General features: G+C 71.3%; 25 protein-coding genes and 2 tRNA genes. 17 read left to right on the top strand and 10 right to left on the bottom strand.

Annotated features, from left to right (window positions below; genetic code table 11):
* The first annotated feature begins 146 nt into the window (after positions 1-146).
* From AB0A94_RS17750 to AB0A94_RS17740, 3 genes are all read left to right on the top strand, one after another.
* The gene (locus tag AB0A94_RS17750; protein WP_073932361.1) at positions 147-515 is read left to right on the top strand and encodes a WhiB family transcriptional regulator; all 369 of its coding nucleotides are present in this window, start codon (positions 147-149) and stop codon (positions 513-515) included.
* Positions 512-835 (top strand): hypothetical protein, encoded by a 324-nt coding sequence (locus tag AB0A94_RS17745; RefSeq protein ID WP_361745252.1) that lies wholly within the window; start codon positions 512-514, stop codon positions 833-835. Before AB0A94_RS17750 ends, AB0A94_RS17745 begins: the two co-directional genes overlap by 4 nt.
* A 136-nt stretch (positions 836-971) precedes the next feature.
* On the top strand, positions 972-1181 hold the full coding sequence (locus AB0A94_RS17740; RefSeq protein ID WP_361745250.1) for a hypothetical protein: 210 nt from the start codon (positions 972-974) through the stop codon (positions 1179-1181).
* Between the two features lie 43 nt (positions 1182-1224).
* Here AB0A94_RS17740 and AB0A94_RS17735 read toward each other — a convergent pair whose 3' ends face one another.
* Together AB0A94_RS17735 and AB0A94_RS17730 are read right to left on the bottom strand one after the other, a co-directional pair.
* Positions 1225-2592 (bottom strand): AarF/UbiB family protein, encoded by a 1368-nt coding sequence (locus tag AB0A94_RS17735; RefSeq protein WP_361745248.1) that lies wholly within the window; start codon positions 2590-2592, stop codon positions 1225-1227.
* Positions 2585-3811 carry a TOMM precursor leader peptide-binding protein gene (locus tag AB0A94_RS17730; protein ID WP_361745246.1) on the bottom strand — a complete coding sequence of 409 codons (1227 nt, stop codon included), beginning with the start codon at positions 3809-3811 and terminating at the stop codon, positions 2585-2587. The genes AB0A94_RS17735 and AB0A94_RS17730 overlap by 8 nt, the downstream gene beginning before the upstream one ends.
* Positions 3812-4027: 216 nt before the next feature.
* On the opposite strand from AB0A94_RS17730, the gene AB0A94_RS17725 reads away from it, so the two are divergent.
* From AB0A94_RS17725 to AB0A94_RS17710, 4 genes are all read left to right on the top strand, one after another.
* Positions 4028-4624: a M48 family metallopeptidase gene (locus AB0A94_RS17725; protein WP_361745244.1), complete on the top strand. Its 597-nt coding sequence runs from the start codon at positions 4028-4030 to the stop codon at positions 4622-4624.
* Positions 4625-4760: 136 nt separating this feature from the next.
* Positions 4761-6494, top strand: coding sequence for a TerD family protein (locus tag AB0A94_RS17720; RefSeq protein WP_361745242.1), 1734 nt, complete (start codon positions 4761-4763; stop codon positions 6492-6494).
* An 11-nt stretch (positions 6495-6505) separates the two neighbouring features.
* Positions 6506-7186 (top strand): AIM24 family protein, encoded by a 681-nt coding sequence (locus tag AB0A94_RS17715; protein WP_361745240.1) that lies wholly within the window; start codon positions 6506-6508, stop codon positions 7184-7186.
* 17 nt (positions 7187-7203) lie between these two features.
* On the top strand, positions 7204-7959 hold the full coding sequence (locus tag AB0A94_RS17710) for an AIM24 family protein (RefSeq protein WP_361745238.1): 756 nt from the start codon (positions 7204-7206) through the stop codon (positions 7957-7959).
* Positions 7960-8017: 58 nt separating this feature from the next.
* Here the strand turns inward: AB0A94_RS17710 and AB0A94_RS17705 are convergent, their stop codons facing one another.
* Together AB0A94_RS17705 and AB0A94_RS17700 are read right to left on the bottom strand one after the other, a co-directional pair.
* Positions 8018-8539 carry an NUDIX hydrolase gene (locus tag AB0A94_RS17705; protein ID WP_361745236.1) on the bottom strand — a complete coding sequence of 174 codons (522 nt, stop codon included), beginning with the start codon at positions 8537-8539 and terminating at the stop codon, positions 8018-8020.
* The gene (locus AB0A94_RS17700) at positions 8536-9978 is read right to left on the bottom strand and encodes a zinc-dependent metalloprotease (protein ID WP_361745234.1); all 1443 of its coding nucleotides are present in this window, start codon (positions 9976-9978) and stop codon (positions 8536-8538) included. Before AB0A94_RS17700 ends, AB0A94_RS17705 begins: the two co-directional genes overlap by 4 nt.
* 192 nt (positions 9979-10170) lie before the next feature.
* Here AB0A94_RS17700 and AB0A94_RS17695 point away from each other — a divergent pair, with 192 nt between their 5' ends.
* From AB0A94_RS17695 to AB0A94_RS17680, 4 genes are all read left to right on the top strand, one after another.
* Entirely contained in the window at positions 10171-11283 is a 1113-nt protein-coding gene (locus AB0A94_RS17695; protein WP_361745232.1) for an SDR family oxidoreductase, read from the top strand.
* 117 nt (positions 11284-11400) lie between these two features.
* Complete coding sequence (locus AB0A94_RS17690; protein WP_361745230.1) at positions 11401-11859, top strand: molybdenum cofactor biosynthesis protein MoaE; 459 nt, start codon at positions 11401-11403, stop codon at positions 11857-11859.
* Positions 11860-12041: 182 nt separating this feature from the next.
* A complete protein-coding gene (locus AB0A94_RS17685; protein WP_199785232.1) occupies positions 12042-12206 on the top strand; it encodes a hypothetical protein in 165 nt (54 codons plus the stop codon).
* Positions 12207-12305: 99 nt separating this feature from the next.
* Positions 12306-13400 carry a PDZ domain-containing protein gene (locus AB0A94_RS17680; protein WP_361745228.1) on the top strand — a complete coding sequence of 365 codons (1095 nt, stop codon included), beginning with the start codon at positions 12306-12308 and terminating at the stop codon, positions 13398-13400.
* Positions 13401-13409: 9 nt separating this feature from the next.
* Here the strand turns inward: AB0A94_RS17680 and AB0A94_RS17675 are convergent, their stop codons facing one another.
* Positions 13410-13952, bottom strand: coding sequence for a PPA1309 family protein (locus AB0A94_RS17675; RefSeq protein WP_361745226.1), 543 nt, complete (start codon positions 13950-13952; stop codon positions 13410-13412).
* A 164-nt stretch (positions 13953-14116) separates the two neighbouring features.
* Here AB0A94_RS17675 and AB0A94_RS17670 point away from each other — a divergent pair, with 164 nt between their 5' ends.
* The 4 genes from AB0A94_RS17670 (at position 14117) to AB0A94_RS17655 (ending at position 19476) form a co-directional block, all read left to right on the top strand.
* Positions 14117-17056, top strand: coding sequence for a UPF0182 family protein (locus AB0A94_RS17670; protein ID WP_361745293.1), 2940 nt, complete (start codon positions 14117-14119; stop codon positions 17054-17056).
* 55 nt (positions 17057-17111) lie between these two features.
* Positions 17112-17185, top strand: a tRNA-Met gene (locus tag AB0A94_RS17665).
* 223 nt (positions 17186-17408) lie between these two features.
* Positions 17409-19226 carry a tetratricopeptide repeat protein gene (locus AB0A94_RS17660; RefSeq protein WP_361745224.1) on the top strand — a complete coding sequence of 606 codons (1818 nt, stop codon included), beginning with the start codon at positions 17409-17411 and terminating at the stop codon, positions 19224-19226.
* A 176-nt stretch (positions 19227-19402) separates the two neighbouring features.
* A tRNA-Met gene (locus AB0A94_RS17655) sits at positions 19403-19476 on the top strand.
* A gap of 119 nt (positions 19477-19595) precedes the next feature.
* Here the strand turns inward: AB0A94_RS17655 and AB0A94_RS17650 are convergent.
* Positions 19596-20012 (bottom strand): Fur family transcriptional regulator, encoded by a 417-nt coding sequence (locus AB0A94_RS17650; protein WP_190161507.1) that lies wholly within the window; start codon positions 20010-20012, stop codon positions 19596-19598.
* Between the two features lie 144 nt (positions 20013-20156).
* On the opposite strand from AB0A94_RS17650, the gene AB0A94_RS17645 reads away from it, so the two are divergent.
* Positions 20157-21608, top strand: coding sequence for a catalase (locus AB0A94_RS17645; protein ID WP_361745222.1), 1452 nt, complete (start codon positions 20157-20159; stop codon positions 21606-21608).
* 71 nt (positions 21609-21679) lie between these two features.
* Here AB0A94_RS17645 and AB0A94_RS17640 read toward each other — a convergent pair whose 3' ends face one another.
* Positions 21680-22081 (bottom strand): CBS domain-containing protein, encoded by a 402-nt coding sequence (locus tag AB0A94_RS17640; RefSeq protein ID WP_361745220.1) that lies wholly within the window; start codon positions 22079-22081, stop codon positions 21680-21682.
* Between the two features lie 170 nt (positions 22082-22251).
* A complete protein-coding gene (gene hisN / locus AB0A94_RS17635) occupies positions 22252-23052 on the bottom strand; it encodes a histidinol-phosphatase (protein ID WP_361745218.1) in 801 nt (266 codons plus the stop codon).
* A 127-nt stretch (positions 23053-23179) separates the two neighbouring features.
* Here hisN and AB0A94_RS17630 point away from each other — a divergent pair, with 127 nt between their 5' ends.
* A complete protein-coding gene (locus AB0A94_RS17630; protein WP_361745216.1) occupies positions 23180-23791 on the top strand; it encodes a TetR/AcrR family transcriptional regulator in 612 nt (203 codons plus the stop codon).
* Between the two features lie 6 nt (positions 23792-23797).
* Here the strand turns inward: AB0A94_RS17630 and AB0A94_RS17625 are convergent, their stop codons facing one another.
* Positions 23798-24121, bottom strand: a complete 324-nt coding sequence (locus tag AB0A94_RS17625) for a multidrug efflux SMR transporter (protein WP_125504317.1) — start codon at positions 24119-24121, stop codon at positions 23798-23800.
* 119 nt (positions 24122-24240) lie between these two features.
* Complete coding sequence (gene rsgA / locus AB0A94_RS17620; protein WP_361745213.1) at positions 24241-25251, bottom strand: ribosome small subunit-dependent GTPase A; 1011 nt, start codon at positions 25249-25251, stop codon at positions 24241-24243.
* Between the last annotated feature and the right edge of the window lies 1 nt (position 25252).

Genomic DNA, 25252 nt, shown 5'->3' with positions numbered 1-25252 from the left:
CAGGGCCGCGGAACCCCATCCGGGATCCGCGGCCCTTCTGTTTTCCCCAAGCGGGGAGAGCGAAGCGCCCCGGGACAACAAAAGAACCCGGTACCAGCCGCCACCCGGCCAACCGGCCGGAAACGACCAGACGAGGAAGACGAACCGTGCAACTCGAAGCGCACGTCCCGTCCGTACCGCCTTCCGACACGATCCCCAAGCCCGGCTCCACGGAGGACCCGACCTTGACTCCGCTCACCGCGCTCACCGCGCTCGACGACGCCATCGAGAACCTCGGCGTGCCCGTCCCGTGCCGCTCCTACGACCCGGAGGTCTTCTTCGCCGAGTCGCCGGCGGACGTCGAGTACGCCAAGTCCCTCTGCCGCACCTGCCCGCTGATCGAGGCCTGCCTCGCCGGCGCCAAGGAGCGGCGTGAGCCCTGGGGCGTCTGGGGCGGCGAGCTGTTCGTCCAGGGAGTTGTCGTCGCCCGCAAGCGGCCGCGTGGCCGCCCGCGCAAGAACCCGGTCACGGCATGAACACCCCAGGAACGATCGACCGCCCCCTCACGCACGACCCCCAGAAGCAGGCCCCGATGATGCCGTCCACTCAGGAGCCCGCAGGCTCCGCGACCGAAGACTTCACCACCAGCGGTGCGAACGACTCGCGCCAGAACAGGACCCGAGAGATGCAACTCATCCCAGAAGCCCTGGCCCGTGCGCATATGCACGAGCGACTGCAGGAGGCGCAGCGGGAGCGCCGGGCCGCGGGCCTGGTGACCGCTCGCCGGATGCAGCGCCGGGCCGAGCGCGCCTCCCGGCGCGCCCGCCGCGCGCTCGCCATGGCGGTCATGCAGTAACCGGTACCACCTGAAGCGGCGGTCTCCCCAGCCCGGAGGCCCAGCTCTCCCCGCGGGGGCCGGTCCGTGTGAACGGACCGGCCCCCGCGGTGCGTTGTGCGGGGCGGGCCGTCGGGAACGGCGTTATCGTCGCCGGGTGACGAGTCCTCCCGGTGGCAGTGACGACGGCGGTTCCGCGGCGGAGCCGGAGACGCCGGTGTGTGCCCGCTGCGGCACCCGCGCCGAGGGGCCGCAGCCGACCTGGACCTTCTCCGTGGAGGACGGCGCCCGCCGTCACTACTGCGAGGCGTGCTCCCGCGACAACCTGAGGGCGATCGAGGGCCGCCTGGACCCGCAGTGGTGGTAGGGGCAGCCGGTGCCCGCGGCGCTCGACGTGCCCCTCGGGTCCGTCAGGCCTGGGTGGCCGGTTCCTCCGCCACCGGTTCCTCCGGGACGAAGCCCGGCAGCCACTCCTCCAGTTCCTCCCGCAGCCGCACCGTCGCCCCCAGCTGACAGAGCACGCCGATCGTGCTCAGGGTCACCCGGTGGATCAGGAGGTAGGCCGGGGGAAGGTTGAGCTGCTTGGCCAGCTGGTAGGCGGGGGAGCGGGGGTCGGCTATCCGGGCCGCCTGGCTCCGCATCCAGCCGCGGGTGAAGGTGAACTCGTCGGCCTGGGCCGGCTCGATGATCGGCAGGAGGTAGTCGAGGACGGCGTCGGGGTCCAGCTCGATCGACTCCTTGACGAAGCCCTCGGCGCAGAGCATCTCGTAGACGGCCTCGGCCTCGCCGTCCAGCGTCATCCGCAGGGCCTCGCCGATGGGCTCGGGCAGCCCGCCGGGGAGCCGGTCCACGGTGCCGAAGTCCAGTACGCCCAGGCGCCAGTCGTCCTCGCCCTCCGGACCGCCGGGCAGCAGACGGAAGTTGCCGGGATGCGGGTCGGCGTGCAGCAGACCGGTGCGGGCGGGACCGGAGAACAGGAAGCGGGCCAGAAGCTGGCCGGCCCGGTCGCGCTGGGCCTCCGTGCCGTCCGAGATGATCTCCGACAGCGGTGTGCCGTCCATCCACTCGGTGATCAGCACCTGCTCGCACTGGTGGACCACGTCCGGCACGACGACGTCGGGATCGCCGTCGAACTCCTCGGCGTGGGTCCGCTGGGCCTGGGCCTCCAGGCCGTAGTCCAGTTCTTCGGAGACCCGGTCCTTGAGCTCCGTGATCAGCGGCTTGACGTCCATGCCGGGGATGAGCGGACCCAGCAGACGGGCGAAGCGGCTCAGCTGGTTCAGGTCGGACAGCAGGGCCTCGCCGGCGCCCGGGTACTGCACCTTGACCGCCACCTCGCGGCCGTCGTGCCACACCGCCCGGTGCACCTGGCCGATCGAGGCCGCGGCGGACGGCTTGTCCTCGAACTTCAGGAACAGCTTCTGCCAGCCCGCGCCCAGCCGCTCCTCCAGCACCGCGTGGACGGTACGGGTGGGCATCGGCGGGGCGGCGTCCTGCAGCTTGGTCAGTGCCGCCCGGTAGGGACCGGCGACCTCCTCCGGCAGGGCCGATTCGAAGACCGACAGGGCCTGGCCGAACTTCATCGCACCGCCCTTGAGCTCGCCGAGCACCTTGAACAGCTGCTCGGCGGTGCGCTGCTGGAGCTCGCGGCCGACAAGCTCCGCGGACTCGCCCACGATCCGCTTGCCGAGTCCCCAGGTAGCCCGCCCGGCGAAGCCGAGCGGGAGCGCGGCCAGCTTGGCGGTCCGGGTGACCGCCTTGCGGGGAAGATCAGACATGCGCCCTCCAAGTCCCTGCCGGCCGCTTCGCGTCCGCCTTGCGGCGCCACTCCTCCGACGGCCCGTGCCCGGCCATTGTCTCGTGTGACCCCCCGTCCCCGGAGGTGTGTTCTCCCTTACCTTTTTCCGGATCTTTGCGCGCGGCCCCGCACGGGCAGGCCGGGTGCGGCCGGACCGGACGCGCGTGCCAGTGCAGAGCGGGGAGGGAGACCTCCCAGCGTGCGCCGGCGCTGGACGGGACCCGGCCGTCCAGGAAGGTGAGCGCGTGAGCGGCCGCCAGTCCGGCCACCGTCGTGGCCATTGTCACGTCGCAGGCGCCCACCCGGCGCTGCCGCCCGGAGCGCCACTGGGCGGCCAGGCGCGGCCAGACCGGGTCCCGGTCGGCGCGGTCCTGCTGGAGACAGCCCGCACAGCTCGTCTCACCGGGCAGGACCAGCGGACCGACCACACCGGTCCCCTCCACGACACCGGCGTAGAGGTGAGGTGTGCCCGAGGACACCAGGGTTTCGGCGGCCGCGGGATCGGGCGCGTGCACGGCGACGTCGTCCCGCGGGGCGAGGACGACCAGACCGAAGCCGGGGTCGCCTTCCGTGAGGGGAGACCGGGCGGTCCGGCGCGGCGGGCGGTCCGGTGCGGCCCGGCGTACCGCGCGGCGGGCCGCCTCGTCCCTGCGGTCGCCGACGGCCTCGGCGGGCAGCCCGCCCGGCGCGACGTCCCACGGCTCGACCCGCCCGACGTCGCGCACGTCGACCTCGCCCACCCCGGCTCCCGACAGCAGTGCCGCGAGGGCGGTGCCCACCCGGCCCCCGCCTCTCACCTGCACCCGCACACTGCGGCGCGCCGCCAGCCGGCGGAGCGGATCGCCCGGTGCGGAGGTGGTCAGGGCGAGGGACGCCAGATCCGGACGGAGCCGGTCGAGCACCTCCGGTTTCTCCCGCAGCGCCTCGGCGTCCGGTCCGCCGCCCCGCGAGTCGTCCAGCAGCCCGGCCCGCGACAGCCGGCGCACCAGCCGGTCGACATGACCCTCGGACAGATCCATGCGCCGTGCCTCCTCCCGCAGGAGCTCCAGCCCGCGGGTGCCGTCGAGCAGGTCGAGGAAGTTGCCCGTGGCCGTGTCCACAGGCCCCAGCGTCAACGCGTGCGCCGGTGTCATCCCGAACTGCACGGTGTTGAGATCGCGCCATCCGCGCCGCAGCGCGGGCTTGACCATCGGATGCATGACAGGCCCCCGTATGTCCTGGATCGTCCCCGTTGGGCGGTCGAGCCCTTCACGGCTCGTCCGACACATGCCAGCATGCCGGGACGGGGCGAGCGCTGCCGAAAGTTGTCCACAGGCAGTGGGATTCATCGTATAAATCCGGCGCTCGGTGGGGGGAGCGCCGTGGAACCGTCCCGGAGCCAAGACTTCCCCGTGTGCAGCGGGTACCGTCGGGGCGTGCCCGCCGACCCACTGCACCGCGCCGGAAAGTCACAGCGCAGCACGACGAGCCAGCCGACGAACGGCTCACGGGCGAGCGCGATCGAGGTCCGCAGGAGCGCCCGCCGTCGCAGAACGGTCTCCGCGTACCGCGAGGGCGATCGCACCGTCGTACTCATCCCTGCCCGGATGTCCGAGGCGGAGGAGCAGCGCTGGGTGACCGTCATGCTCGACAAGCTGGCCGCACAGGAGAGCAGGCGGACCCTCGGGGACACGGAGCTGGCCGAGCGCGCCCGGCTGCTGTCCGACCAGTACTTCGACGGGCGGGCCAGGCCCGCCTCGGTGCGCTGGGTGACCAACCAGAACACGCGCTGGGGCTCGTGCACCCCGTCCGAGGGAAGCATCCGGCTGTCGCACCGGCTGCAGGGCATGCCCGAGTACGTCGTCGACTACGTCCTCTGCCACGAGCTGGCGCATCTGCTGGTGCCCGGGCACGGCCCGCGCTTCTGGCGGCTGCTGGAGGCGTATCCGAGGACCGAGCGGGCCCGCGGCTACCTCGAAGGGGTGGTCGCGGCCGAGCGGCTGCCGCACGTGCCGGGTGCGCGCGATGCGTGAGCACCGCCCGAGATGAGCGCACCGTAGGCCTGCGCACGCGTTGTGTACCGGGTCTGTACCGACTTCATCCGGTGTCCGAGTTTGCCGTTAGCCTGGCGCGACGCACTCACATTCGGGATGGGGGACGGTCGTACGTATGGCCAGGGAATTCCAACGCGGCCACAAGGCCAGGATCAGTGACCTCACGGCAGGTACGGATCTGTACGTAGGTGTGCAGATCTCCGGTCCGGGGCTGACCTTCGACATCAGCTGCTTCGGTCTCGACGCCGAGGAACGGCTCTCCGACGACCGTTACTTCATCTTCTACAACCAGCCGAAGTCCCCCGAGGAGTCCGTCCAGCTCCTGGGCGCCCAGGCGGGCGACACGGAGTCGTTCCGCGTGACGCTGGACCGGATCCCGCAGCAGATCAGGAAGCTGTCCTTCACGGCGACCCTCGACGGTGCCGGGCAGATGTCGCAGGTCGGTCCCGGGTACATCCGTATCGTCGCGGGCGGTGAGGAGGTGGCCCGGTACCCGTTCAGCGGCTCGGAGTTCTCCACCGAGCGGGCCGTGATGCTGGGCGACTTCTACTTCAAGGACGTCTGGCGGTTCGCCGCCGTCGGACAGGGCTTCGACGGCGGGCTCGACGCGCTGCTGCGGAACTTCGGCGGCGAGATCGCCGAGGACGAGCCGGCCGCCCCCCAGCAGCAGCCGGGGACGGGCGGAGCCGCGCCCGGTTTCGCCCCGCCCGCCCAGGCCACCGCCCCGCCCGCGTTCGGCGTACCCGGAGGCGCCGCGCCCGCTCCGGCTCCTGCCCCGGCTCCCGCTCCGGCCCCCGTGCCCCAGCCCGCCGCACAGGGCTTCGCGCCGCCGCCGGCCCCCGCACCTTCCGCGCCGCCGGTGCACGCCGCGCCGACCATCGCCGCCCCCTTGCACACCCCGCCCGGCGGCTCCCCGGTGACGCCTCCGGCGCCGACACCCGCGCCCTACGGCCAGCCGGGCCAGCAGCCGCCGTACGGCCAGCCCGCCCCGCCGCCCCCGGGCTACGGACAGCCGCAGGCTCCGCAGGTCCCGCAGGCACCCGTCCCGCCGCCCGGCTACGGACAGCCCACGCCCCCGCCGGGCTACGGACAGCCCACGCCCCCGCCGGGCTACGGACAGCAGCCCCCGCCCGGACAACCGCCCGGCCAGCAGGCCCCGTACGGCGCTCCCCAGGGCGCACCGCAGGGCCCCGGCGTGCTCGGCGCGCTCCAGCAGTTCAAGGAGACGCCCACCGGTCAGCGCTGGACGCAGCAGAACAAGAAGCTCGTCCGCGTCGACCTCGGCATCGGCGAGCAGCCCGTCCTGGCCCGGCAGGGCAGCATGGTGCTCTACCAGGGCAAGGTCGACTTCAGCTACAAGGGCGCCGGCTTCTCCGGCCGCATCGTCGGCAACGCCACCGGCCAGGAGATGCAGCTGATGCGCTGCACCGGCAAGGGCCAGGTGTTCTTCGCCGAGAACTCCACGATGCTGCATCCGATCGAGCTCCAGGGCGACGCCGTGTGCGTCTCCGCCGAGAACGTCCTCGCCTTCGACGAGAGCCTCCAGTACGAGGTCCGCCGCATCGAGGGACACGGCATCCCGGGCGGCGCGCTGTTCACGATGCAGTTCCAGGGGACCGGCACCATCGTCGTCAAGACCCACGGCACGCCGGTGGTGCTGCCGGTCACGCCCACCACGTTCGCCGACTGCAACGCCGTGGTCGCCTGGTCGGCCGCCTCCCAGGTGGTCGTCTCCAGCCAGGTGCGGATGCGCCGCAACTCCTACCCCGGCGACACCGGGGAGAGCGTCAACCTCCAGTTCCGGGGCGCACCCGGCAACTTCATCGTCGTCCAGCCGTACGAGATCTGAGGGAGCCCGTCATGAACCAGCCACTCGCGGGCTATGCCCCCGCCCCCGTCACCGCCCGCATGGAGAACCACGGCAACCACATGCTGAAGGTCGCCATGCAGACCGGGCACGACCTCCTCGCGCGCGTGGGCTCGATGGTCGCCTACGAGGGCTTCGTCCAGTACGAGCCCAACCCGCCGGCCGTCCGTCAGATCGCCAAGGACTGGATGACCGGCGAGGGCGCGCCGCTGATGAAGTGCTCCGGCGACGGCCTGCTCTACCTCGCCGACTACGGCGCCAACGTCGTCGTGATCAACCTGGGCGGCGACGGCATCTCCGTCAACGCCACCAACCTGCTCGCCTTCGACGCCCATCTCACCTGGGGCGTGGAGCGGGTCAAGGGCCTGGCGAAGTTCGCCGGACAGGGCCTGTGGAACACCAAGATCTCCGGACAGGGCTGGGTCGCGCTGACCTCGCGCGGCAAGCCGATCGTCGTGGAGTGCGGTGGCGGCGACGACGAGACGTACGTCGACCCGGACGCCCTGGTCGCCTGGTCCCCGAACCTCAAGGTGAAGGGCAAGCGCAGCTTCCGCGCCCAGTCGCTGATCGGCCGCGGCAGCGGGGAGGCCTACCAGATGGCCTTCTCCGGTCAGGGCATCGTCGTCGTCCAGCCCAGTGAGGACAGCACCGACCGTCTCCGGGTCCGGGGCTGAGGGGGAGCAACCACACCATGCAGAGCCCGCTTTTCGCCTTCAACGACCAGCAGACCCAGGAGCGCTGGAGCCTGCAGAACCAGCAGATGCTCCGCGTCGCCCTGGAGGGCCACGACGACGTCCTCGCCCGCAAGGGCACCATGGTCGCCTACCAGGGACTCGTCGAATTCGACGCCGAGTTCCAGAGCAACAGCGCATCACGCGCGCGTGCGCAGACCGGTGAGGGACTCGACCTGATGCGCTGCCACGGGCAGGGCACGGTCTACCTCGCCAACCTCGCCCAGCGCATCCACGTCCTGGAGGTGGAGCAGGACGGGCTGACGGTCGACAGCAGCTATGTGCTCGCGATGGAATCCTCGCTGCACCACGAGGTCATCGCCGTCGACAGCCTGTACGGCATCTCCGGCTCCGGGAAGTACCAGCTCAACATCACCGGCCGCGGCAAGGTCGCCCTGATGACCTCGGGCATGCCGCTGCTGCTGCAGGTGACGCCGGACAAGTACGTCAACTGCGACGCCGACGCGATCGTCGCCTGGTCCACGTCCCTGCGCGTGCAGATGCAGGCCCAGACCCACTCCTCCGGGGTGTGGCGGCGCCGCGGCAGCACCGGCGAGGGCTGGGAGCTCAGCTTCATGGGCAGCGGCTTCGCGCTCGTCCAGCCCAGCGAACTGCTGCCGCCGCAGAACGCCCAGATCGGCGGCGGCCTCGCCGCGCAGTACGGCGTGGGACAGCAGGGGGCCCGCGGCCAGAACCAGGGCAACGCCTGGAGCTGACCGGGGACGACACATGGGTGAGGGGCGACCGCCCGGGCGGTCGCCCCTCACCCATGTGTCAGACGCCGAGTCTCGTCCGGGCCGCTTCCACCAATCGGGTGACGGAGGTGTCCGCCACGTCCGCCACCTCGTCGTACGGGAACCAGCGCAGGTCGAGGGACTCGTCGCTGATCGCCTCGACGGCGCCGGCCGGGGCCAGCGCCGCGTACTGGACGTCCAGGTGCCAGGCGCACGGTGTGTGATGGCGGTCCAGACGCACGGGGCCACCGGCCGCCAGGACCAGTCCCGCGATGCCGGACTCCTCCGTCGCCTCCCGCAGGGCCGCCGCGGCGAGCGAGACGTCACCCGGCTCGCAGTGCCCGCCCATCTGGAGCCACATCCGCAGCTTCCGGTGCAGGGTCAGCAGCACCCGGCCCCGCTCGGGATCGATCACCAGGCCGCTGGCCGTGATGTGGCCGTCCGCACAGGCCTTCCACATGCCGTCCGGATGCGCCGCGAGGTGGTCCAGATAGATCTGGCGCAGTTCGGACTGGTCCTCGTACCCCTTGAGCACGAGGACCGCGTCGTCGTGGAGGCTCACTCGGCGTCGTCGCCCTTGTTCTCGCTCTTGTCCTCGCCCTCGTCCTTCTTCTTGAGGTCGGGCCTGCCGGCGGCCTCGCCGAGCATCTTGTCCAGCTCGGAGAAGTCGATCTGCTCACGGTGCACGAAGCCGTCCGGGTCGTCCAGGTCGGTCGCCGTCGGCAGCATGTCCGGGTGCGCCCACAGGGCGTCCCGGCCGTCGACTCCGCGCGCGTCGGTGAGCGAGGCCCACAGGCGTGAGGCGTCGCGCAGCCGGCGCGGGCGCAGCTCCAGACCGATCAGCGTGGCGAACGTCTGCTCCGCCGGGCCACCCGAGGCGCGGCGGCGGCGCAGCGTCTCGCGCAGCGCGTCGGCCGACGACAGCCGGGGCTTGGCCGCGGCGTGCACCACGGCGTCCACCCAGCCCTCGACGAGCGCCAGCGCCGTCTCCAGCCGGGCCAGGGCGGCCTTCTGCTCCGGCGTGTCCTCCGGCTGGAACATGCCCTGCTGGAGGGCCTCCTGCAGCTGCTCGGGGTTCTGCGGGTCGAACTGGCCGACGACGTCCTCGAGCTTGCCGGTGTCGACCTTGATCCCGCGCGCGTAGCCGTCGACGGCGCCGAACAGGTGCGAGCGCAGCCACGGGACGTGCGCGAACAGACGCTGGTGGGCGGCCTCGCGCAGGGCGAGATACAGCCGCACCTCCTCCTGGGAGACGCCCAGGTCCTTGCCGAACGTCTCGATGTTCAGCGGCAGCAGCGCGGCCCGGCCGGCCGGGCCCAGCGGCAGGCCGATGTCGGACGAGCCGACGACCTCACCGGCGAGCACGCCGACGGCCTGTCCGATCTGCGTGCCGAACATGGCGCCGCCCATGGAGCGCATCATGCCGATCAGCGGACCGGCCATGGCCTGCATCTCCTCCGGCAGCACATCGCCCATCGCGTTCCCGACGCGCTCGGCCACCGGGTCGACCAGCTCCCGCCATGCCGGGAGGGTGGCCTCCACCCACTCCGCGCGGCTCCAGGCCACGGCGGAGCTGGCGCCCGACGGCAGGGAGGTCGCGTCGTCCAGCCACAGGTCGGCCAGCCGGACCGCTTCCTCCACGGCCCTGCGGTCGGCGGGGCCGACGCTCGCGTCCTTCGAACCCTCCGGGGTGCCCTGCGAGACGGTCTGCCGGGCGATCTGCTTGGCCATGTCCCAGTTCACCGGCCCGCCCTCGTAGGAGAGCATCTGGCCGAGCTGCTGGAACGCTGCGCCCAGGTCGGTGGGGTTCAGTGACCCGAACATCGCGGCGAACGGATTGTCCGCGCCCGGGCCGCCAAAGCCTCCGGCTCCGGGCGTGCCGAAGCCGAACGGGTTGGCCGGGCCCTGACCACCACCGCTCTGCGGGTCCTTCTTCTTGCCCTCGTCGCCGTCGTCCGGCTCCTCCGGCGGAAGGCCGAATCCGAATGGGGTGTCACTCACGGGTTTCCTCGGCTGGTAGGGCCACCGGTTCTCTCCGGCGGCACGGCTGCCCGACAACACCACCCAGCGTAGACACCTGAAGCGGTTCGGGCCTCGGTGCTTCGCCGACAGCAGGCCTGCGGCAGGATGGATGCCACCTGGTACGCACGCGTCGCTCGCGCTCGTACTGAAGACAACCGCTGGAGACGCCCGGTGAGTTCCCCAGATCCACAGGTTCGCGCAGCGCGAAACGGCCCGACCGCTCCCGCGGCGCGCGGGCCCGTCGTCGCGGTCACCGGCGCCGCGTCCGGCATCGGCGCGCTGCTCACCGCGCGGCTCGCCGCCTCGGAGGAGATCAAGCAGGTCATCGCCATCGACGAGCGGCGCGGCGAGTGCGCCGAGGCGCGCTGGCACATCCTGGACGTACGGGATCCGGCCATCGCGGACAAGCTGCGCGGGGCCGACGTGGTGGTCCATCTCGCGCTCGACCTCGATCTGGAGACCGATGCCGCCGCCCGGACGGCCTACAACGTGCGGGGCACACAGACGGTGCTGACGGCCGCCGCGGCCGCCGGAGTGCGCCGCGTGGTGCTGTGCACGTCGACGATGGTCTACGGGGCGCTGCCGGACAACGAGCTGCCGCTGTCCGAGGACGCGGAGCTGCGGGCCACGGCGGAGGCCACGGGCGTCGGCGACCTCCTGGAGATCGAGCGGCTCGCGCGCCGGGCGCCCAGGGCACACCCGGGGCTCAATGTCACGGTCGTGCGTCCCGCCGTGCTGGTGGGAGGTACCGACACCGCGCTGACCAGGTACTTCGAGTCGCCCAGGCTGCTCGTGGTGGCCGGCTCGCGGCCCGCGTGGCAGTTCTGCCACGTCGAGGATCTGTGCAGCGCCCTGGAGTACGCCGTCCTGGAGAAGGTCGACGGTGAGCTGGCCGTCGGCTGCGACGGGTGGCTGGAGCAGGAGGAGGTCGAGGAGCTCAGCGGGATCCGGCGGATGGAGCTGCCGTCGGCGGTCGCGCTCGGCGCGGCGGCCCGGCTGCACCGGATCGGTCTCACCCCGTCCCCGGCCGGGGACCTGGCGTACACGATGTACCCCTGGGTGGTGAGCGGGAGCCGGCTGCACGACGCCGGGTGGCGGCCCGCGCACACCAATGAGGAGGTGCTCGCGGAGCTGCTGGAGGAGGTGTCCGGCAGGCACACGGTCGCCGGCCGGCGGCTGGGGCGCAAGGACGCGACGGCGGCGGGCGCCGCGGGAGCGACGGTGGCCCTGCTGGGCGCGGCCGCGGTGGTGCGACGGGCACGCAAGGCACGGCGCCGGATCTGACGTGCCGCCCGGCGCCGGATCCGACGTGCCTCCTGCAGGAGGCACCGAACGGGCACGCGCGCGTACCGGGTGACGACGCCGTTCCGCGTTGTCGCCGGGGTGGGGCACGATAGGGGCATGGCATCCACGCACGAGCACCCGGGTGAGCAGGCCGCACAGGACCCGATCAAGCTGATCTCGATCCGCGACACGCCGCTGTCCGTGGACGAGGTCCTCCGCGCGGTCGGGGACGACGCGGCCGGCGGGACGGCGCTGTTCGTGGGGACCGTGCGCAACCACGACGGGGGCGCCGACGTCGACGAGCTCGGCTATTCGTGCCACCCCAGCGCCGAGGACGAGATGCGGCGGATCGCCGGGAAGGTGGCCGCCGAGTACCCCGTTCGGGCGCTGGCCGCCGTGCACCGGGTGGGGGACCTCCGGGTCGGGGACCTGGCCGTGGTCGTCGGCGTGTCGTGCCCGCACCGGGGGGAGGCCTTCGAGGCCTGCCGGAAGCTGATCGACGACCTCAAGCACGAGGTGCCCATCTGGAAGCACCAGCGGTTCTCGGACGGTACCGAGGAGTGGGTCGGCGCGTAGCGCCGTCGTTGAGGGGTGGTGGTCGGGCGACGGGAGGGCGGGTGGACGCCTGTTGAGGCGACCATGACAGCCCCGGGACCTCCGGTTGCGTAACCCCACCCCTGGCGTGAGCGTTGTCACTGCTGATGGTTAATCTGCTGATCAGTCAGTGTTGCGGACGCTCATGGGGTTGGGAGGTCGGCATGGCGGCGCTCGCCTGGTTGCTGATTCCGCTTGTGGCCGCGATCGGAGCGGGACTGTGGGGCAGTTGGGCCAATCGCACCCGCAAGGTGCGGGGAGACGGCCCCGAACTCATCGGTTACGCCCGGTTCCGCGAGGCCATGGAAAAACCGCGCTCGGGTGGCTGAAGGCCGAGAACAACAGGTCACGGCGTACGACGTGGTCAGGGCCGCCCGTCCGGGTGGCCCTGACGGTGCGCTGACAGGCCTGTCCCGTACTGTCGAGGCATGCCACGCCGCACCGCGACGATGCTCGCCTCCACCCTGATGCTGATCGCGCTCCTGTGCGCGGGAGTGTTCATCCCCGTGCCCTACTCGGAGATGTCCCCGGGGCCGACGGTGAACACGCTGGGCGAGCACGACGGCGAGCCGGTGCTGCAGATCGACGGTCGCAGGACCTACCCGGCGGACGGCCACCTCAACATGACCACGGTGCGGGTCACCAGCGCCGACTACCGGATGAACCTCGTCGAGGCCGTCTACGGATGGCTCGCGCACGACAACAAGGTCGTTCCGCACGAGACCCTCTACCCCGACGGCAAGACGGAGGAGGAGTCCACCCAGGAGAACGCCGAGGAGTTCAGCCAGTCCCAGGAGAGCGCCAAGGTCGCGGCCCTGAAGGAACTCGACGTCCCGGTGGAGTCCTGGGTGATCGTCTCCACGGTGGTCAAGGGGTCCCCGTCCCAGGGCAGGCTGCACGCGGGCGACGTGATCAAGGCCGTCGACGGCAAGGCGGTGAAGGAGCCGGCCGACGTCGCCGAGCGGGTGACCGAGCACGAGCCGGGCGAGGACGTCGTCTTCACGATCGTGCCGGCCAAGGAGCAGTCCGCCGCCGAGAAGGAGAACCGGACGGCGACGAAGACCGAGAAGGTGACGATCACCACCACGGCCTCCGAGGACGGCGGCGAGAAGCGCGCCGTCGTCGGGATCTCCGCCGGGACCGACCACACCTTCCCGTTCACCATCGACATCAAGCTCGCCGACGTCGGCGGGCCGAGCGCGGGTCTGATGTTCGCGCTCGGCATCTACGACAAGCTCACTCCGGGCAGCCTGACCGGCGGCGAGTTCGTCGCCGGCACCGGCACCATCGACGACGACGGCAAGGTGGGGCCGATCGGCGGGATCCAGATGAAGACCGTCGGCGCGCGCGACAAGGGCGCCGAGTACTTCCTCACGCCCGCCGACAACTGCGCGTCCGCCGCCAAGGACACCCCGGAGGGCCTCACCCTGGTGAAGGTGGACACCATCGACGACGCCCTGGGCGCCCTGGAGGACATCCGCTCCGGCGACACCTCGGACCTGCCGAAGTGCACGGCCTCCTGACCGGCCCCGCTACTCCTCGAACGTCGCCGCCAGCGCCTGGGCCAGGCCCGGCACCAGCTCGGAGCCGGTGAGGACCTCCGTGGCGGAGTCCTTCTCACGCAGGCGCAGGGCCGACTCGCGGGCCCCGTCGCGCAGCACCGCGACCGTCATCCGGACCTCCTGACGCTCCGGGTGCCGCGCCACCCACTTCGTCAGCGCGGCCTCGTCCAGGTCCCCGGGGACCTGGGCCTCGGCCGACGGCGGCAGCATCAGCCGTTCCACGGTCAGGGCGCAGCCGGTCACCGCGTCGGGCCAGGCGATGGTGCCCAGGAACTCGTCGAGCGGCTTGCCCGTTGGAATCTCGTCCTGCTCGATCGGGGTGAGCGCGGTCGTCTCCTGTTCGTCGCCCAGACCGAGCCGGTCCGCGAGCGAGGGCTGTTCGGCCCGCAGCCGGGCGGTGTCGACGAGGGCGAACAGGCGGGCGGGCTGGTCCCAGCCGAGGCCGGAGACGTACTCGTCGATCTCGAGCACGGCCCGGGTGAGCGGATTGGCCGCCATGGGTGTGTTGGACATGGTCACAATCCTCTCTCGTTCCCGGCAGGAATCGGGAACCGAGTAAAGCGTGAGTAAGTTGCATAGGTGTGGGCCCGCGATCACGGGGGACCACACACGGTCCGTGAAGACGCGGGCCTGACGAATCAACAGCGAACTTCGAGGTGCCTACCTTGGCTTTCCAGATGCCGGACCGCGGCGGAGGCCCGACGGGGCCACGGATCAGAGTGGGCCGCCCGTCCCGGCGGGTCCGGACCCTGCTCATGACACTGGGCGTCCTGGCCGTCCTCGGCATGGTGTTCACCATGTTCGCGGGCTTCTGGACCGACTGGCTGTGGTATCGCTCGGTCAACTACTCGTCGGTGTTCACGACGACCCTGTGGACCAAGATCGGGCTGTTCTTCGTCTTCGGTCTGCTGATGGCCCTCGCGGTCGGCTTCAACGTCTGGCTGGCGCACCGCATGCGGCCACCGCTGAGCGCCATGTCGATGGAGCAGCAGAACCTCGACCGGTACCGGATGGGCATCGCCCCGTACAAGAAGTGGCTGCTGCTCGGCATCACCGCGCTGGTGGGTCTGATCGCCGGCGCCTCGGCGTCGAGCCAGTGGCGGACCTGGCTGATGTGGGTCAACGGCGTGTCCTTCGGCCAGAAGGACCCGCAGTTCAAGCTCGACGTCTCCTTCTACGCCTTCGACCTGCCCTGGTACCGGTTCCTGCTCGGCTTCGGCTTCGCCGCCACGATCCTGGCGCTGATCGCCGCCGCGCTCACCCACTACCTGTACGGCGGGCTGCGCGTCACCAGTCCGGGCGCGCGCGCCACGGCCGCGGCCACCGGACACCTGTCGGTGCTCCTCGGCGTCTTCGTCACCCTGAAGGCGGTCGCCTACTGGCTCGACCGGTACGGACTGGCGGTGAAGTCCAGCGACTTCAAGGCCACCGACAGCTGGACGGGCCTCAGGTACGTCGACGCCAACGCCTACCTGCCGGCCAAGACGATCCTGTTCTGCATCGCCGTGATCTGCGCGCTGCTGTTCTTCGCCACCCTGTGGCGGCGCACCTGGCAGCTGCCCGTGATCGGCTTCGGCCTGATGGTGCTGTCGGCGATCCTCATCGGCGGCCTGTACCCGGCGATCGTGCAGAAGTTCCAGGTCCAGCCGAACGAGCAGGCCAAGGAAGCGCCGTACGTCGAGAAGAACCTCAAGGCCACGCGTGAGGCCTACGGCATCGACGACTCCAAGGTCACCGACTACCCGGGCACGAGCCAGACCGAGGACAAGACCCGGCTGCGGGACGACGTCACCGACACGGCGAGCATCCGGATCATGGACCCGAACATCGTCTCGCCGACGTTCCAGCAGCTCCAGCAGATCAGGAACTACTACGCGTTCCCGACCAACCTGGACGTCGACCGGTACCCCATCGGCGGCAAGGAGCAGGACACGGTCATCGGTCTGCGCGAGCTGAACCTCGACGGCATCCCCAAGCGGAACTGGATCAACGACCACTTCCGCTACACCCACGGATACGGTGTCGTCGCGGCCGAGGGCACCAGCGTGGACTCCGGCGGCCGTCCGAACTTCATCGAGTCCGACCTGCCGTCCAAGGGAGAACTCCCGGAGTACGAGCAGCGCGTCTACTACGGCGAGCGCACCACCACGTACTCGATCGTCGGCGGTCCCCAGAAGGAGATCGACTACTCCGACGACAGCGGCGAGAAGACGTACAGCTACCGGGGCGACAGCGGGGTCGACCTCGAGAACCCGATCAACCGGGCCGCCTACGCGGTCGCGTTCAACGAGCCGCAGATCCTGTACTCCGGGGCGATCGGCGAGGGTTCGCGGATCCTGTACAACCGCACGCCCAAGGAACGCGTCGAGGCGATCGCCCCGTGGCTGACCATCGACGGCGACGCCTACCCGGCGGTCGTGGACGGCCGTATCCAGTGGATCGTCGACGCCTACACGACCACCAACGGCTATCCGTACGCGTCGCGGACGACCCTCGGTGACACCACGGCCGACTCGCTGACCGCCACCAACGACCAGCGCGCGGTGGTGGCCCAGCAGAACCAGGTCAACTACATCCGCAACTCGGTGAAGGCGACCGTCGACGCGTACAGCGGCGAGGTCAAGCTCTACCAGTGGGACACCCAGGACCCCGTCCTGAAGACCTGGATGAAGGCGTTCCCGGACACGGTGCAGCCGAAGACCGAGATCTCCGGCGCGCTGATGGACCACCTGCGGTACCCGCAGGACCTGTTCAAGGTGCAGCGCGAACTGCTGACCCGCTACCACGTGAAGGACGCCACGACGTTCCTCTCGGGCAGCGAGGTGTGGCAGGTGCCGGACGACCCGACCAACAAGACGGGCGACGCGGTCCCGCCGTACTACCTGAGCATGAAGATGCCCGACCAGGACGAGCAGACCTTCTCGCTCACCACGACGTTCACGCCGAACGGCCGTGACAACCTCAGTGCCTTCATGGCGGTGAACGCCGATCCGGGCACCGACGACTACGGCAAGATCAGAGTGCTGAAACTGCCGACCAGCACCACGGCCGCCGGACCCAAACAGGTCCAGAGCCAGTTCAACTCCGAACAGGACATCGCCGAGTCCATCAGGCTGCTGAGAGGCGGCGACTCCGAGGTCGAGTACGGCAATCTCCTGGCGGTCCCGCTCGACGGAGGACTGCTCTACGTGGAGCCGGTCTACGTACGCGGTGGTGGACTGAAGTACCCGCTGCTGCGGAAGGTGCTGGTGACCTACGGAGGCCAGACCGCCTTCGAGGACACCCTCGACCAGGCCCTCAGCAAGGTCTTCGGGGGTGAGGGCACGACCACCGAGCCACCACCGGGCGAGGACGAGGGAACCGGCGAGGAGGAAGGCGAGACGCCACCGCCGACGTCCGACGACCCGACGGTCCAGGAGGCGCTGGACGACGCCCAGAAGGCCTTCGAGGCCGGCCAGGAAGCCCTGAAGAAGAACGACTGGGAGGCCTACGGCCAGGCGCAGAAGGACCTGGAGGAAGCGTTGCGCAAGGCCGAGGAGGCCCAGTCGGCAGAAGGAGGCGGTGGCGCCGGCGGCGGGGAGAGCAGTCCCGGTCCCAGCGCGAGCCCGAGCAGTTAGCGAGCAGGCTGGTCAGACGCCCGTCCCGCGCCGTGCTACGGTTGCAACGCAACGGCGCGGGGTGGAGCAGCTCGGTAGCTCGCTGGGCTCATAACCCAGAGGTCGCAGGTTCAAATCCTGTCCCCGCTACTCACGTCGCGAAGTCGGCGACATCAAAGGCCCGGATTCCTCCAGGAATCCGGGCCTTTGTGATGGGCGAACGCATGTGCCTGGGCGAGTGACGGCCGTGCCGCCGACGGGAGTTGGCGGATCTGTGTTTGACTTGTCTCTCTGTGGGCATGTCGACAAAACGCTGTAGTGACCTCACTGACTGCGGTATACCAGGTGTACCCAGGTTGCAGGTGGTGCGACGATGGATGGTATGGGGGACAAGGCAACTCTGTTCGGGACAGGGCGTTTTGTGCAGTCCTCCCCCCGGGAGGAACCCCGCGACGAGACGGGGGAGGCCGCCGACGAGGCGGCCGAGGAGCTGCGTCAGCGGCTCGCCGCCGAGGCCGGCGACGTCGAGGCGATGAGCGTCCTCGGCGCCCTGCTGCTGCGCCGCGGTGATCTCGACGGAGCCGAACCCCATCTGCGTGCCGCCACCACCGCGGGCGACCGCGCCGCCGCCAACAACCTGGGCGTCCTGCTGCACCAGCGGGGCTACGCCGACGAGGCCGCGGGCTGGTGGCGGATCGCCGCCGTGGCCGGCTCCACCGCGGCGGCCCACGCGCTCGGCCGCCACCACCGGGAGCGGGGGGACGAACCCGCCGCCGAGTACTGGCTGCGCCAGTCCGCCGAACAGGGCCACACCCTCGGCGCGTACGCCCTCGCCGACCTGCTGGAACACCGCGGGGACACGGCCCAGGCCGAGCGCTGGATGCGGGCCGCCGCCGAGCGGGGGCACCGGGAAGGGGCGTACCGGCTGGCCCGCGCGCTGGACCGCAGGGCCGCGCGGGAGAGCGACGACGGTGCCGCGGCGCTGGTGCGGGAGGCCGAGCAGTGGTACCGGCAGGCCGCCGCGCGGGGACACCGCCGGGCCGCGCTGCACCTCGGGGCGATCCTGGAGCGCCGCGGCGAGCTCAAGGAGGCCGGCCGCTGGTACCTGACCTCCGCCAAGGACGGCGAGGCCCGGGCCGCCTGCGCGCTCGGCTTCCTGCTGCGCGACGCCGGGGACACCGAGAACGCCGCCGTGTGGTGGCTGCGGGCCGCACAGGACGGCGACGGCAACGCCGCCAACGCGCTGGGCGCGCTGCACGCCGAGCGGGGCGAGACCCAGACCGCCGAGCGCTGGTACCGGGCCGCGATGGACGCCGGTGACATCAACGGCGCGTACAACCTCGGGCTGCTCTGCGCCGACCAGGGCCGGACCGCCCAGGCCGAGCAGTGGTACCGCCGGGCCGCGTACGCCGGTCACCGCGAGGCGGCGAACGCGCTGGCGATCCTGCTGCTGCGGGCCGGGGACGAGACCGGCGCGGAGCCGTGGTTCTCCAAGGCCGCGGAGACCGGCAGCGTGGACGCCGCCTTCAACCTCGGCATCCTGCACGCGGGCCGGGGCGAGGAGCGGTCCGCGCTGCGCTGGTACGAGCGGGCGGCGGCCGCCGGGCACATGGAGGCGGCGCTGCAGGTCGGGATGGCGCGGCTGCGGGAGGGCGAGGAGAGCGAGGCGGAGCGGTTCCTGCGGTGTGCGGCGGGCGGAGGGAGCGCGGAGGCCGCGTACCGGCTGGCGACGGTGCTGGACGCCCGCAGGCCGCCGGAGCCCGCGCACGAGCTGGGGGAGCCGGTGAACCGGCGCAGCGAGTGCGAGGAGTGGTACGAGCGGGCCGCTTCCCAGGGTCACCGGCGGGCGCAGGTGCGGGTCGGGATGCTCGCGGCGGCCCGGGGGGACGTGGTGGAGGCGGCGCGCTGGTACCGGGAGGCGGCGGAGGCCGGGTCGCGCAACGGCGCCTTCAACCTGGGGTTGCTGCTGGCCCGTGAGGGCAGTGAGCCGGAGGCGGCCGTGTGGTGGACCCGGGCGGCCGACGCGGGGCACGGGCGGGCGGCGCTGCGGCTCGCGCTGGTCTACGCGCGGCGGGGGGAGCTGGCGGAGGGGCAGCGGTGGGCGGAGCGGGCGGTGGCGCTGGGGCCGGCGGCGGTCGCGGAGCGGGCCACTCGGCTGCGGGACGCGCTGCGGGAGGAACTGTCGGCGTGACCCGGGCGGGGGTGGGTCGCGCGGCCCGACGCCGACGGGTGCCGCTGCGCCCGCCCGTGCCGCCCCGGGGGCACCTCCCAGGCCCTTGAGGCACGGGGAGGCACGATCGCCCGCGGTGGCGCGCGGGAACGGATTTGCTTCTGTTGGACGTCTTGACGTAGTGTTCCATTCATCGACGCGGGGTGGAGCAGCTCGGTAGCTCGCTGGGCTCATAACCCAGAGGTCGCAGGTTCAAATCCTGTCCCCGCTACTGAAGGCCGAGGGCCGGAATCCGACAGGGTTCCGGCCCTCGGTGCGTAGGGCGACGTCCGGACGGCAGAAGAGAAGCCCCGACACCGATCGGTGTCGGGGCTTGCTCGTGCGTACGTCTCAGGCCGCCGCGCAGTTCGGGCAGACTCCGCGGTAGGTCACCTCGACGTCGGAGACCGTGAAGCCGAAGCGCTCCGTGTCGGGAAGGTCGGCCAGCGGATTGCCGGTCGGGTGGACGTCGCGGATCGCGCCGCACTGCGCGCACACCAGGTGGTGGTGCGGGCGGTGGGCGTTGGGGTCGTACCGCTTGGCCCGCTTGTCCGTCGCGACCTCCAGCACCTCACCGAGCGAGACCAGCTCGCCCAGGGTGTTGTAGACGGTCGCCCGGGAGATCTCGGGCAGCTTGGCGACAGCCCTGGCGTGCACCTCGTCGGCCGTCAGGTGGACGTGTTCGCCGTCGAGGACCTCGGCCACGACACGGCGCTGCGCGGTCATCCGCCATCCGCGTCCGCGGAGCCGATCCAAAAGGTCACTCATAGGCACCAGCCTAACAGCAGGGGGAAAGGAATCCCGAACGGGTGTGACTTTGGAGCTTTACTTGACTTAGACATTGTCCATTGTAGGATCGGGATCGGATTTGGCCAAGGCATGGTTTGGTCAGCAAGGACGCAGGAGGCACACGTGACGCAGGGACCGCTCACTACGGAGGCCGGTGCTCCGGTAGCCGACAACCAGAACAGCGAGACCGCGGGCGTCGGTGGCCCGGTCCTCGTTCAGGACCAGCTCCTCATCGAGAAGCTGGCCCACTTCAACCGCGAGCGCATCCCGGAGCGTGTGGTGCACGCCCGCGGTGCCGGTGCCTACGGCACCTTCACGGTGACCGCCGACGTCACGCAGTACACGCGGGCCGCGTTCCTCTCCGAGGTCGGCAAGGAGACGGAGACCTTCCTGCGCTTCTCCACGGTGGCCGGCAACCTGGGCGCCGCGGACGCCGTGCGCGACCCGCGCGGTTTCGCGCTGAAGTTCTACACCGAGGAGGGCAACTACGACCTCGTCGGCAACAACACCCCGGTGTTCTTCATCCGGGACGCGATCAAGTTCCCGGACTTCATCCACACCCAGAAGCGCGACCCGTACACGGGCTCGACGGAGGCGGACAACGTCTTCGACTTCTGGGGCCTGTCGCCGGAGTCCACGCACCAGGTGACCTGGCTGTTCGGTGACCGCGGCATCCCGGCGTCGTACCGCCACATGGACGGCTTCGGCTCGCACACCTACCAGTGGAACAACGAGGCCGGCGAGGTCTTCTGGGTCAAGTACCACTTCAAGACGGACCAGGGCATCAAGAACCTGACCGCCGAGGAGGCCGAGATCCTCGCGGGCAAGGACCCCGACTCCCACCAGCGGGACCTGCGCGAGGCCATCGAGCGCGGCGAGTTCCCGTCCTGGACGGCCTACGTCCAGGTGATGCCGGCGGCCGACGCGGCCACGTACCGCTTCAACCCGTTCGACCTGACCAAGGTCTGGCCGCACGCGGACTACCCGCTGATCGAGTTCGGCAAGCTGGAGCTCAACCGCAACCCGGAGAACATCTTCGCCGAGGTCGAGCAGTCCGCCTTCAGCCCCGCCCACTTCGTGCCGGGCATCGGCCCCTCCCCGGACAAGATGCTCCAGGGCCGCCTCTTCGGCTACAGCGACGCCCAGCGCTACCGCATCGGCATCAACGCCGACCAGCTGCCGGTGAACCGCCCGCACGCCACCGAGGCGCGCACCAACTCCCGTGACGGCTACCTGTACGACGGCCGCCACAAGGGCGCGAAGAACTACGAGCCGAACAGCTTCGGCGGTCCGACCCAGACGGGCCGTCCGCTGTGGCAGCCCATCCCGGTGACCGGTGTCACCGGTGAGACGGTCACGCCCGTCCACGCCGAGGACAACGACTTCGTCCAGGCGGGCAACCTGTACCGGCTGATGACGGAGGAGGAGAAGGAGCGCCTGGTGAACAACCTGGCGGGCGCCATCTCCGGGGTCACGCGTGACGAGATCGCCGACCGCGCGATCAACAACTTCCGTCAGGCGGACGAGGACTTCGGCAAGCGGCTGGAGGCCGCGGTCCAGGCCCTGCGCGGCTGATTCCAGCGCTGGACCGCTTGTCGAAACACGGGCCGGACCCCCTCGCGGGGTTCGGCCCGTTCCGCATGTCACTACGCCGGTACCCGCTGGACCGGCTGCCGCTGGGGTGCCCAGCAGCGGATGATGTCGCGGACCGAGACGATGCCGGCCGGCTCGCCCCGGTCGAGGACGATCAGATGGCGGAAACCGCCGTGGGCCATGGCGACAGCGGCCTCCTCCAGGGTCCAGGACGGGGCGGCGAACACGACGTCGGTGGTGGTGTGGGCGTGGGCGTGCTCGGTGTCGGGGTCCTGGCCGAGCCCGACGGAATTGAGCACGTCCCGCTCGGTGAGGATGCCGATGCCGGTGCCGTCGGGATCGAGGACCACGGCCGCGCCCACCCGGCGGGCGGACATCAGGGCGGCGGCCCGGCGGAGGGTGTGGGCGGGGCCGATGGTGAGGACCACGGTGCTCATGGCGTCACGGACGAGCATGGATGGAGCCACCTCCTACCGGAAAACGCGAGGCCACGGACGCGAAGGCCCGTTCGTTCGCGATTTCACAAGTTCACAATCGGGGGGACTCCCAGAGTGGCAGGCGGAGCGGGGGCCAACAAGAGGGCGCGTGCGGCCGACCGGGGGCGCGCACGCTCGCCCCGTGCCGCTCAGTAACGCTGGTTGAGGTACCCCAGCAACTCGTCGTGCAGCAGCCCGTTCGACGCGGCCGCGTTGCCGCTGTGCGGGCCGGGGCGGCCGTCGAGCCCGGTGAAACTGCCGCCCGCCTCCGTGACCACGATCGCGGTGGCCGCCATGTCCCACAGCGACAACTCCGGCTCGGCGCACAGGTCCACCGCCCCCTCGGCGACCATCATGTACGGCCAGAAGTCGCCGTACGCGCGCGTGCGCCACACCTCGCGGGTGAGGTCGAGGAAGCCGTCCAGGCGTCCCTGCTCCTCCCAGCCGCTGAGCGAGGAGTACGCGAAGGAGGCGTCGGACAGCTTGGAGACGCGGGAGACCTGCAGCCGGGAGGCCGACGACAGACTGCGGCCGCTGAAGGCGCCGTGCCCCTGCGCGGCCCACCAGCGGCGGCCGAGGGCGGGGGCGGAGACCACCCCGACGACCGGCTGGAAGCCCCCCTCACCGGCCTCCATCAGGGAGATCAGCGTGGCCCACACGGGAACCCCGCGCACGTAGTTCTTGGTGCCGTCGATCGGGTCGATCACCCAGCGCCGGGGCCCCGTGCCCTCTACCCCGTACTCCTCGCCCAGGACCGCGTCCCTCGGGCGGGCGCGTTTGAGGTGGTTGCGGATGAGTTCCTCGGCGGCCTTGTCCGCCTCACTCACCGGCGTCATGTCGGGTTTGGTCTCCACCTTGAGGTCGAGAGCCTTGAACCGTTCCATCGTCGCGGCGTCGGCGGCGTCCGCCAGGACATGGGCGAAACGCAGGTCGTCGAGGTAGTCGGGCATGCAACGAACGGTATCTGCCGAGGTCGGTGCGGGGCCACCGGGGGCGGGGCCCGAGAACCCTTGACAGTGCCCGACGGCGCGTCAAATCTAACCGCAGGGTCGGCCGCTCGCCCCGAGGGAGGCGAAGATGCCTGCAGCGCGGGAAGCTCTGCTGGACGCCGCTTACACGGCACTGGCGCGTCGGGCCTGGTCCGCGGTGCGGATGGTGGACGTGGCCGCCGCGGCCGGAGTCTCCCGCCAGACGCTGTACAACGAGTTCGGCAGCAAGGACGGCCTCGCCCGGGCCCTCGTCCGCAGGGAGGCCGACGGCTACCTCGCCGGCGTCGACCGCGCCCTCGCCGGCCATGTGGACCCGCGCGACCGGCTGACCGCGACCGCCGAGTGGACCACCGCCAGCGCCCGTGAGAACGCCCTGGTCCGCGCCATGCTCACCGGCTGCTGGGGCGCACGCCTGCCCGCCCCGGGCCTCGCGGCCGCGGCGTCCGGATCCACCATGCCCGCGCAGCGCCGCGCCGACGGCCCGCTGCCCTCACCCACCGACTTGGTCGCCCTCGTCCGCGACCGTGCCGTCGCCGTCCTGGCCGGTCCCGGCGTCCCCGGGGCCGAGACCGCCGACCTGGCCCGGTCCTGCGAGCTGGTGGTCCGCCTCGCCCTGTCCTGCGTCGCCGCGCCCCCGGACGGCAACGGCGTCGCCGACCTGGTGCGCGGCGCCCTGCACCGGCCTTCGGTGGTGCCGTAGCGGGGTTCAGTGCGCGGACCCCGACAGCTGCAGCCCGATCACGCCGACGATCACGAGCGTGATCGACACGATCTTCAGCGTCGACACCAGGTCCCCGAGGAAGACCATCCCGTAGATGGCCGTCCCCGCCGCGCCGATGCCCGTCCACACCGCGTACGCGGGCCCCACGTCCAGCTTCTTCAGCGCCAGCGTCAGCAGCCCGAAGCTGCCCAGCGCGAACGCGCAGAACGCGACGGTCGGCCACAGCCGGGTGAAGCCGTGCGACAGCTTCAGGCACACGGCGAAGCCGGTCTCGAGCAACCCGGCCACGATGACCAGCAGCCACGCCATGTGTCGTCCTCCCGCATTCCCCACGTACAGTGACCGTTTCGTCAGGTTCGACGGGTTCGGGTCCGGCTCGGTGCGCTTATGCACTTACCGTCCGGCGGCCACGACAAACAACGCGGAGGTCAGTCGCCCTCCGTGCGCTCCCGCGTCGCCAGCAGCCGCCGCAGCGAGTACAGCCGCGCCGGATCCGCGTGCCCCTCGGCCACCCACGCGTCCAGCGCGCAGTCCGGCTCGTCGTGGCTGCACGCGCGCGGACAGCCCGCCGTGCCCGGCTCGAGATCGGGGAAGGCGTGGATCACCCGGGACGGGTCGACGTGGGCGAGCCCGAAGGACCGCACCCCCGGGGTGTCGATCACCCAGCCCGCGGCGCCCGCCAGCGGGAGCGCCAGCGCGGACGTCGTCGTGTGCCGCCCCCGCCCGGTCACCGCGTTGACGTGTCCGGTCGTACGCCGCCGCTCCTCCGGCACCAGCGCGTTGACCAGCGTCGTCTTGCCGACCCCGGAGTGCCCCACGAACGCGGTGATCCGGCCGTCCAGCTGCTCCCGGACCCGGTCCGCGGCCTCGCCGCTCTCCAGTTCCGCGCGGCTGGTCACGACGTACGGGATGTCGAGGTCGCCGTAGAGCTCCAGCAGCTTGTCCGGCGGCGCGAGGTCCGACTTGGTCAGCACCAGCAGCGGCTCCAGACCGCCGTCGTACGCCGCGACCAGGCAGCGGTCGATCAGCCGGGGGCGGGGTTCGGGGTCGGCGAGGGCGGTGACGACGGCGAGCTGGTCGGCGTTGGCGACGACGACCCGCTCGTAGGGGTCGTCGTCGTCCGCGGTACGGCGCAGCACCGACGCGCGCTCCTCGATCCGCACGATCCGCGCGAGCGTGTCCTTCTTCCCGGACAGGTCGCCCACGATCGCCACCCGGTCGCCGACCACCGCCGCCTTGCGGCCCAGCTCGCGGGCCTTCATCGCCAGCACGGTCCGGTCGTCGACGAGGCAGGTCAGCCGGCCCCGGTCGACGGTGAGGACCAGGCCTTCGGCGGCGTCCTCGTGCTTGGGCCGGATGTGGGTGCGCGGTCGGTTGCCCTTGCGGTTGGGGCGGGAGCGGATGTCGTCCTCGTCGGTGTGCTTGCCGTAGCGGCGCATG

Origin of the sequence: Streptomyces sp. NPDC044984, assembly GCF_040646935.1 — a bacterium.
In the GTDB taxonomy this organism is placed as follows: Bacteria; Actinomycetota; Actinomycetes; order Streptomycetales; family Streptomycetaceae; genus Streptomyces.
Note: the sequence above shows the minus strand (reverse complement) of the source record. Positions and strands in the feature narration are given on the sequence as shown.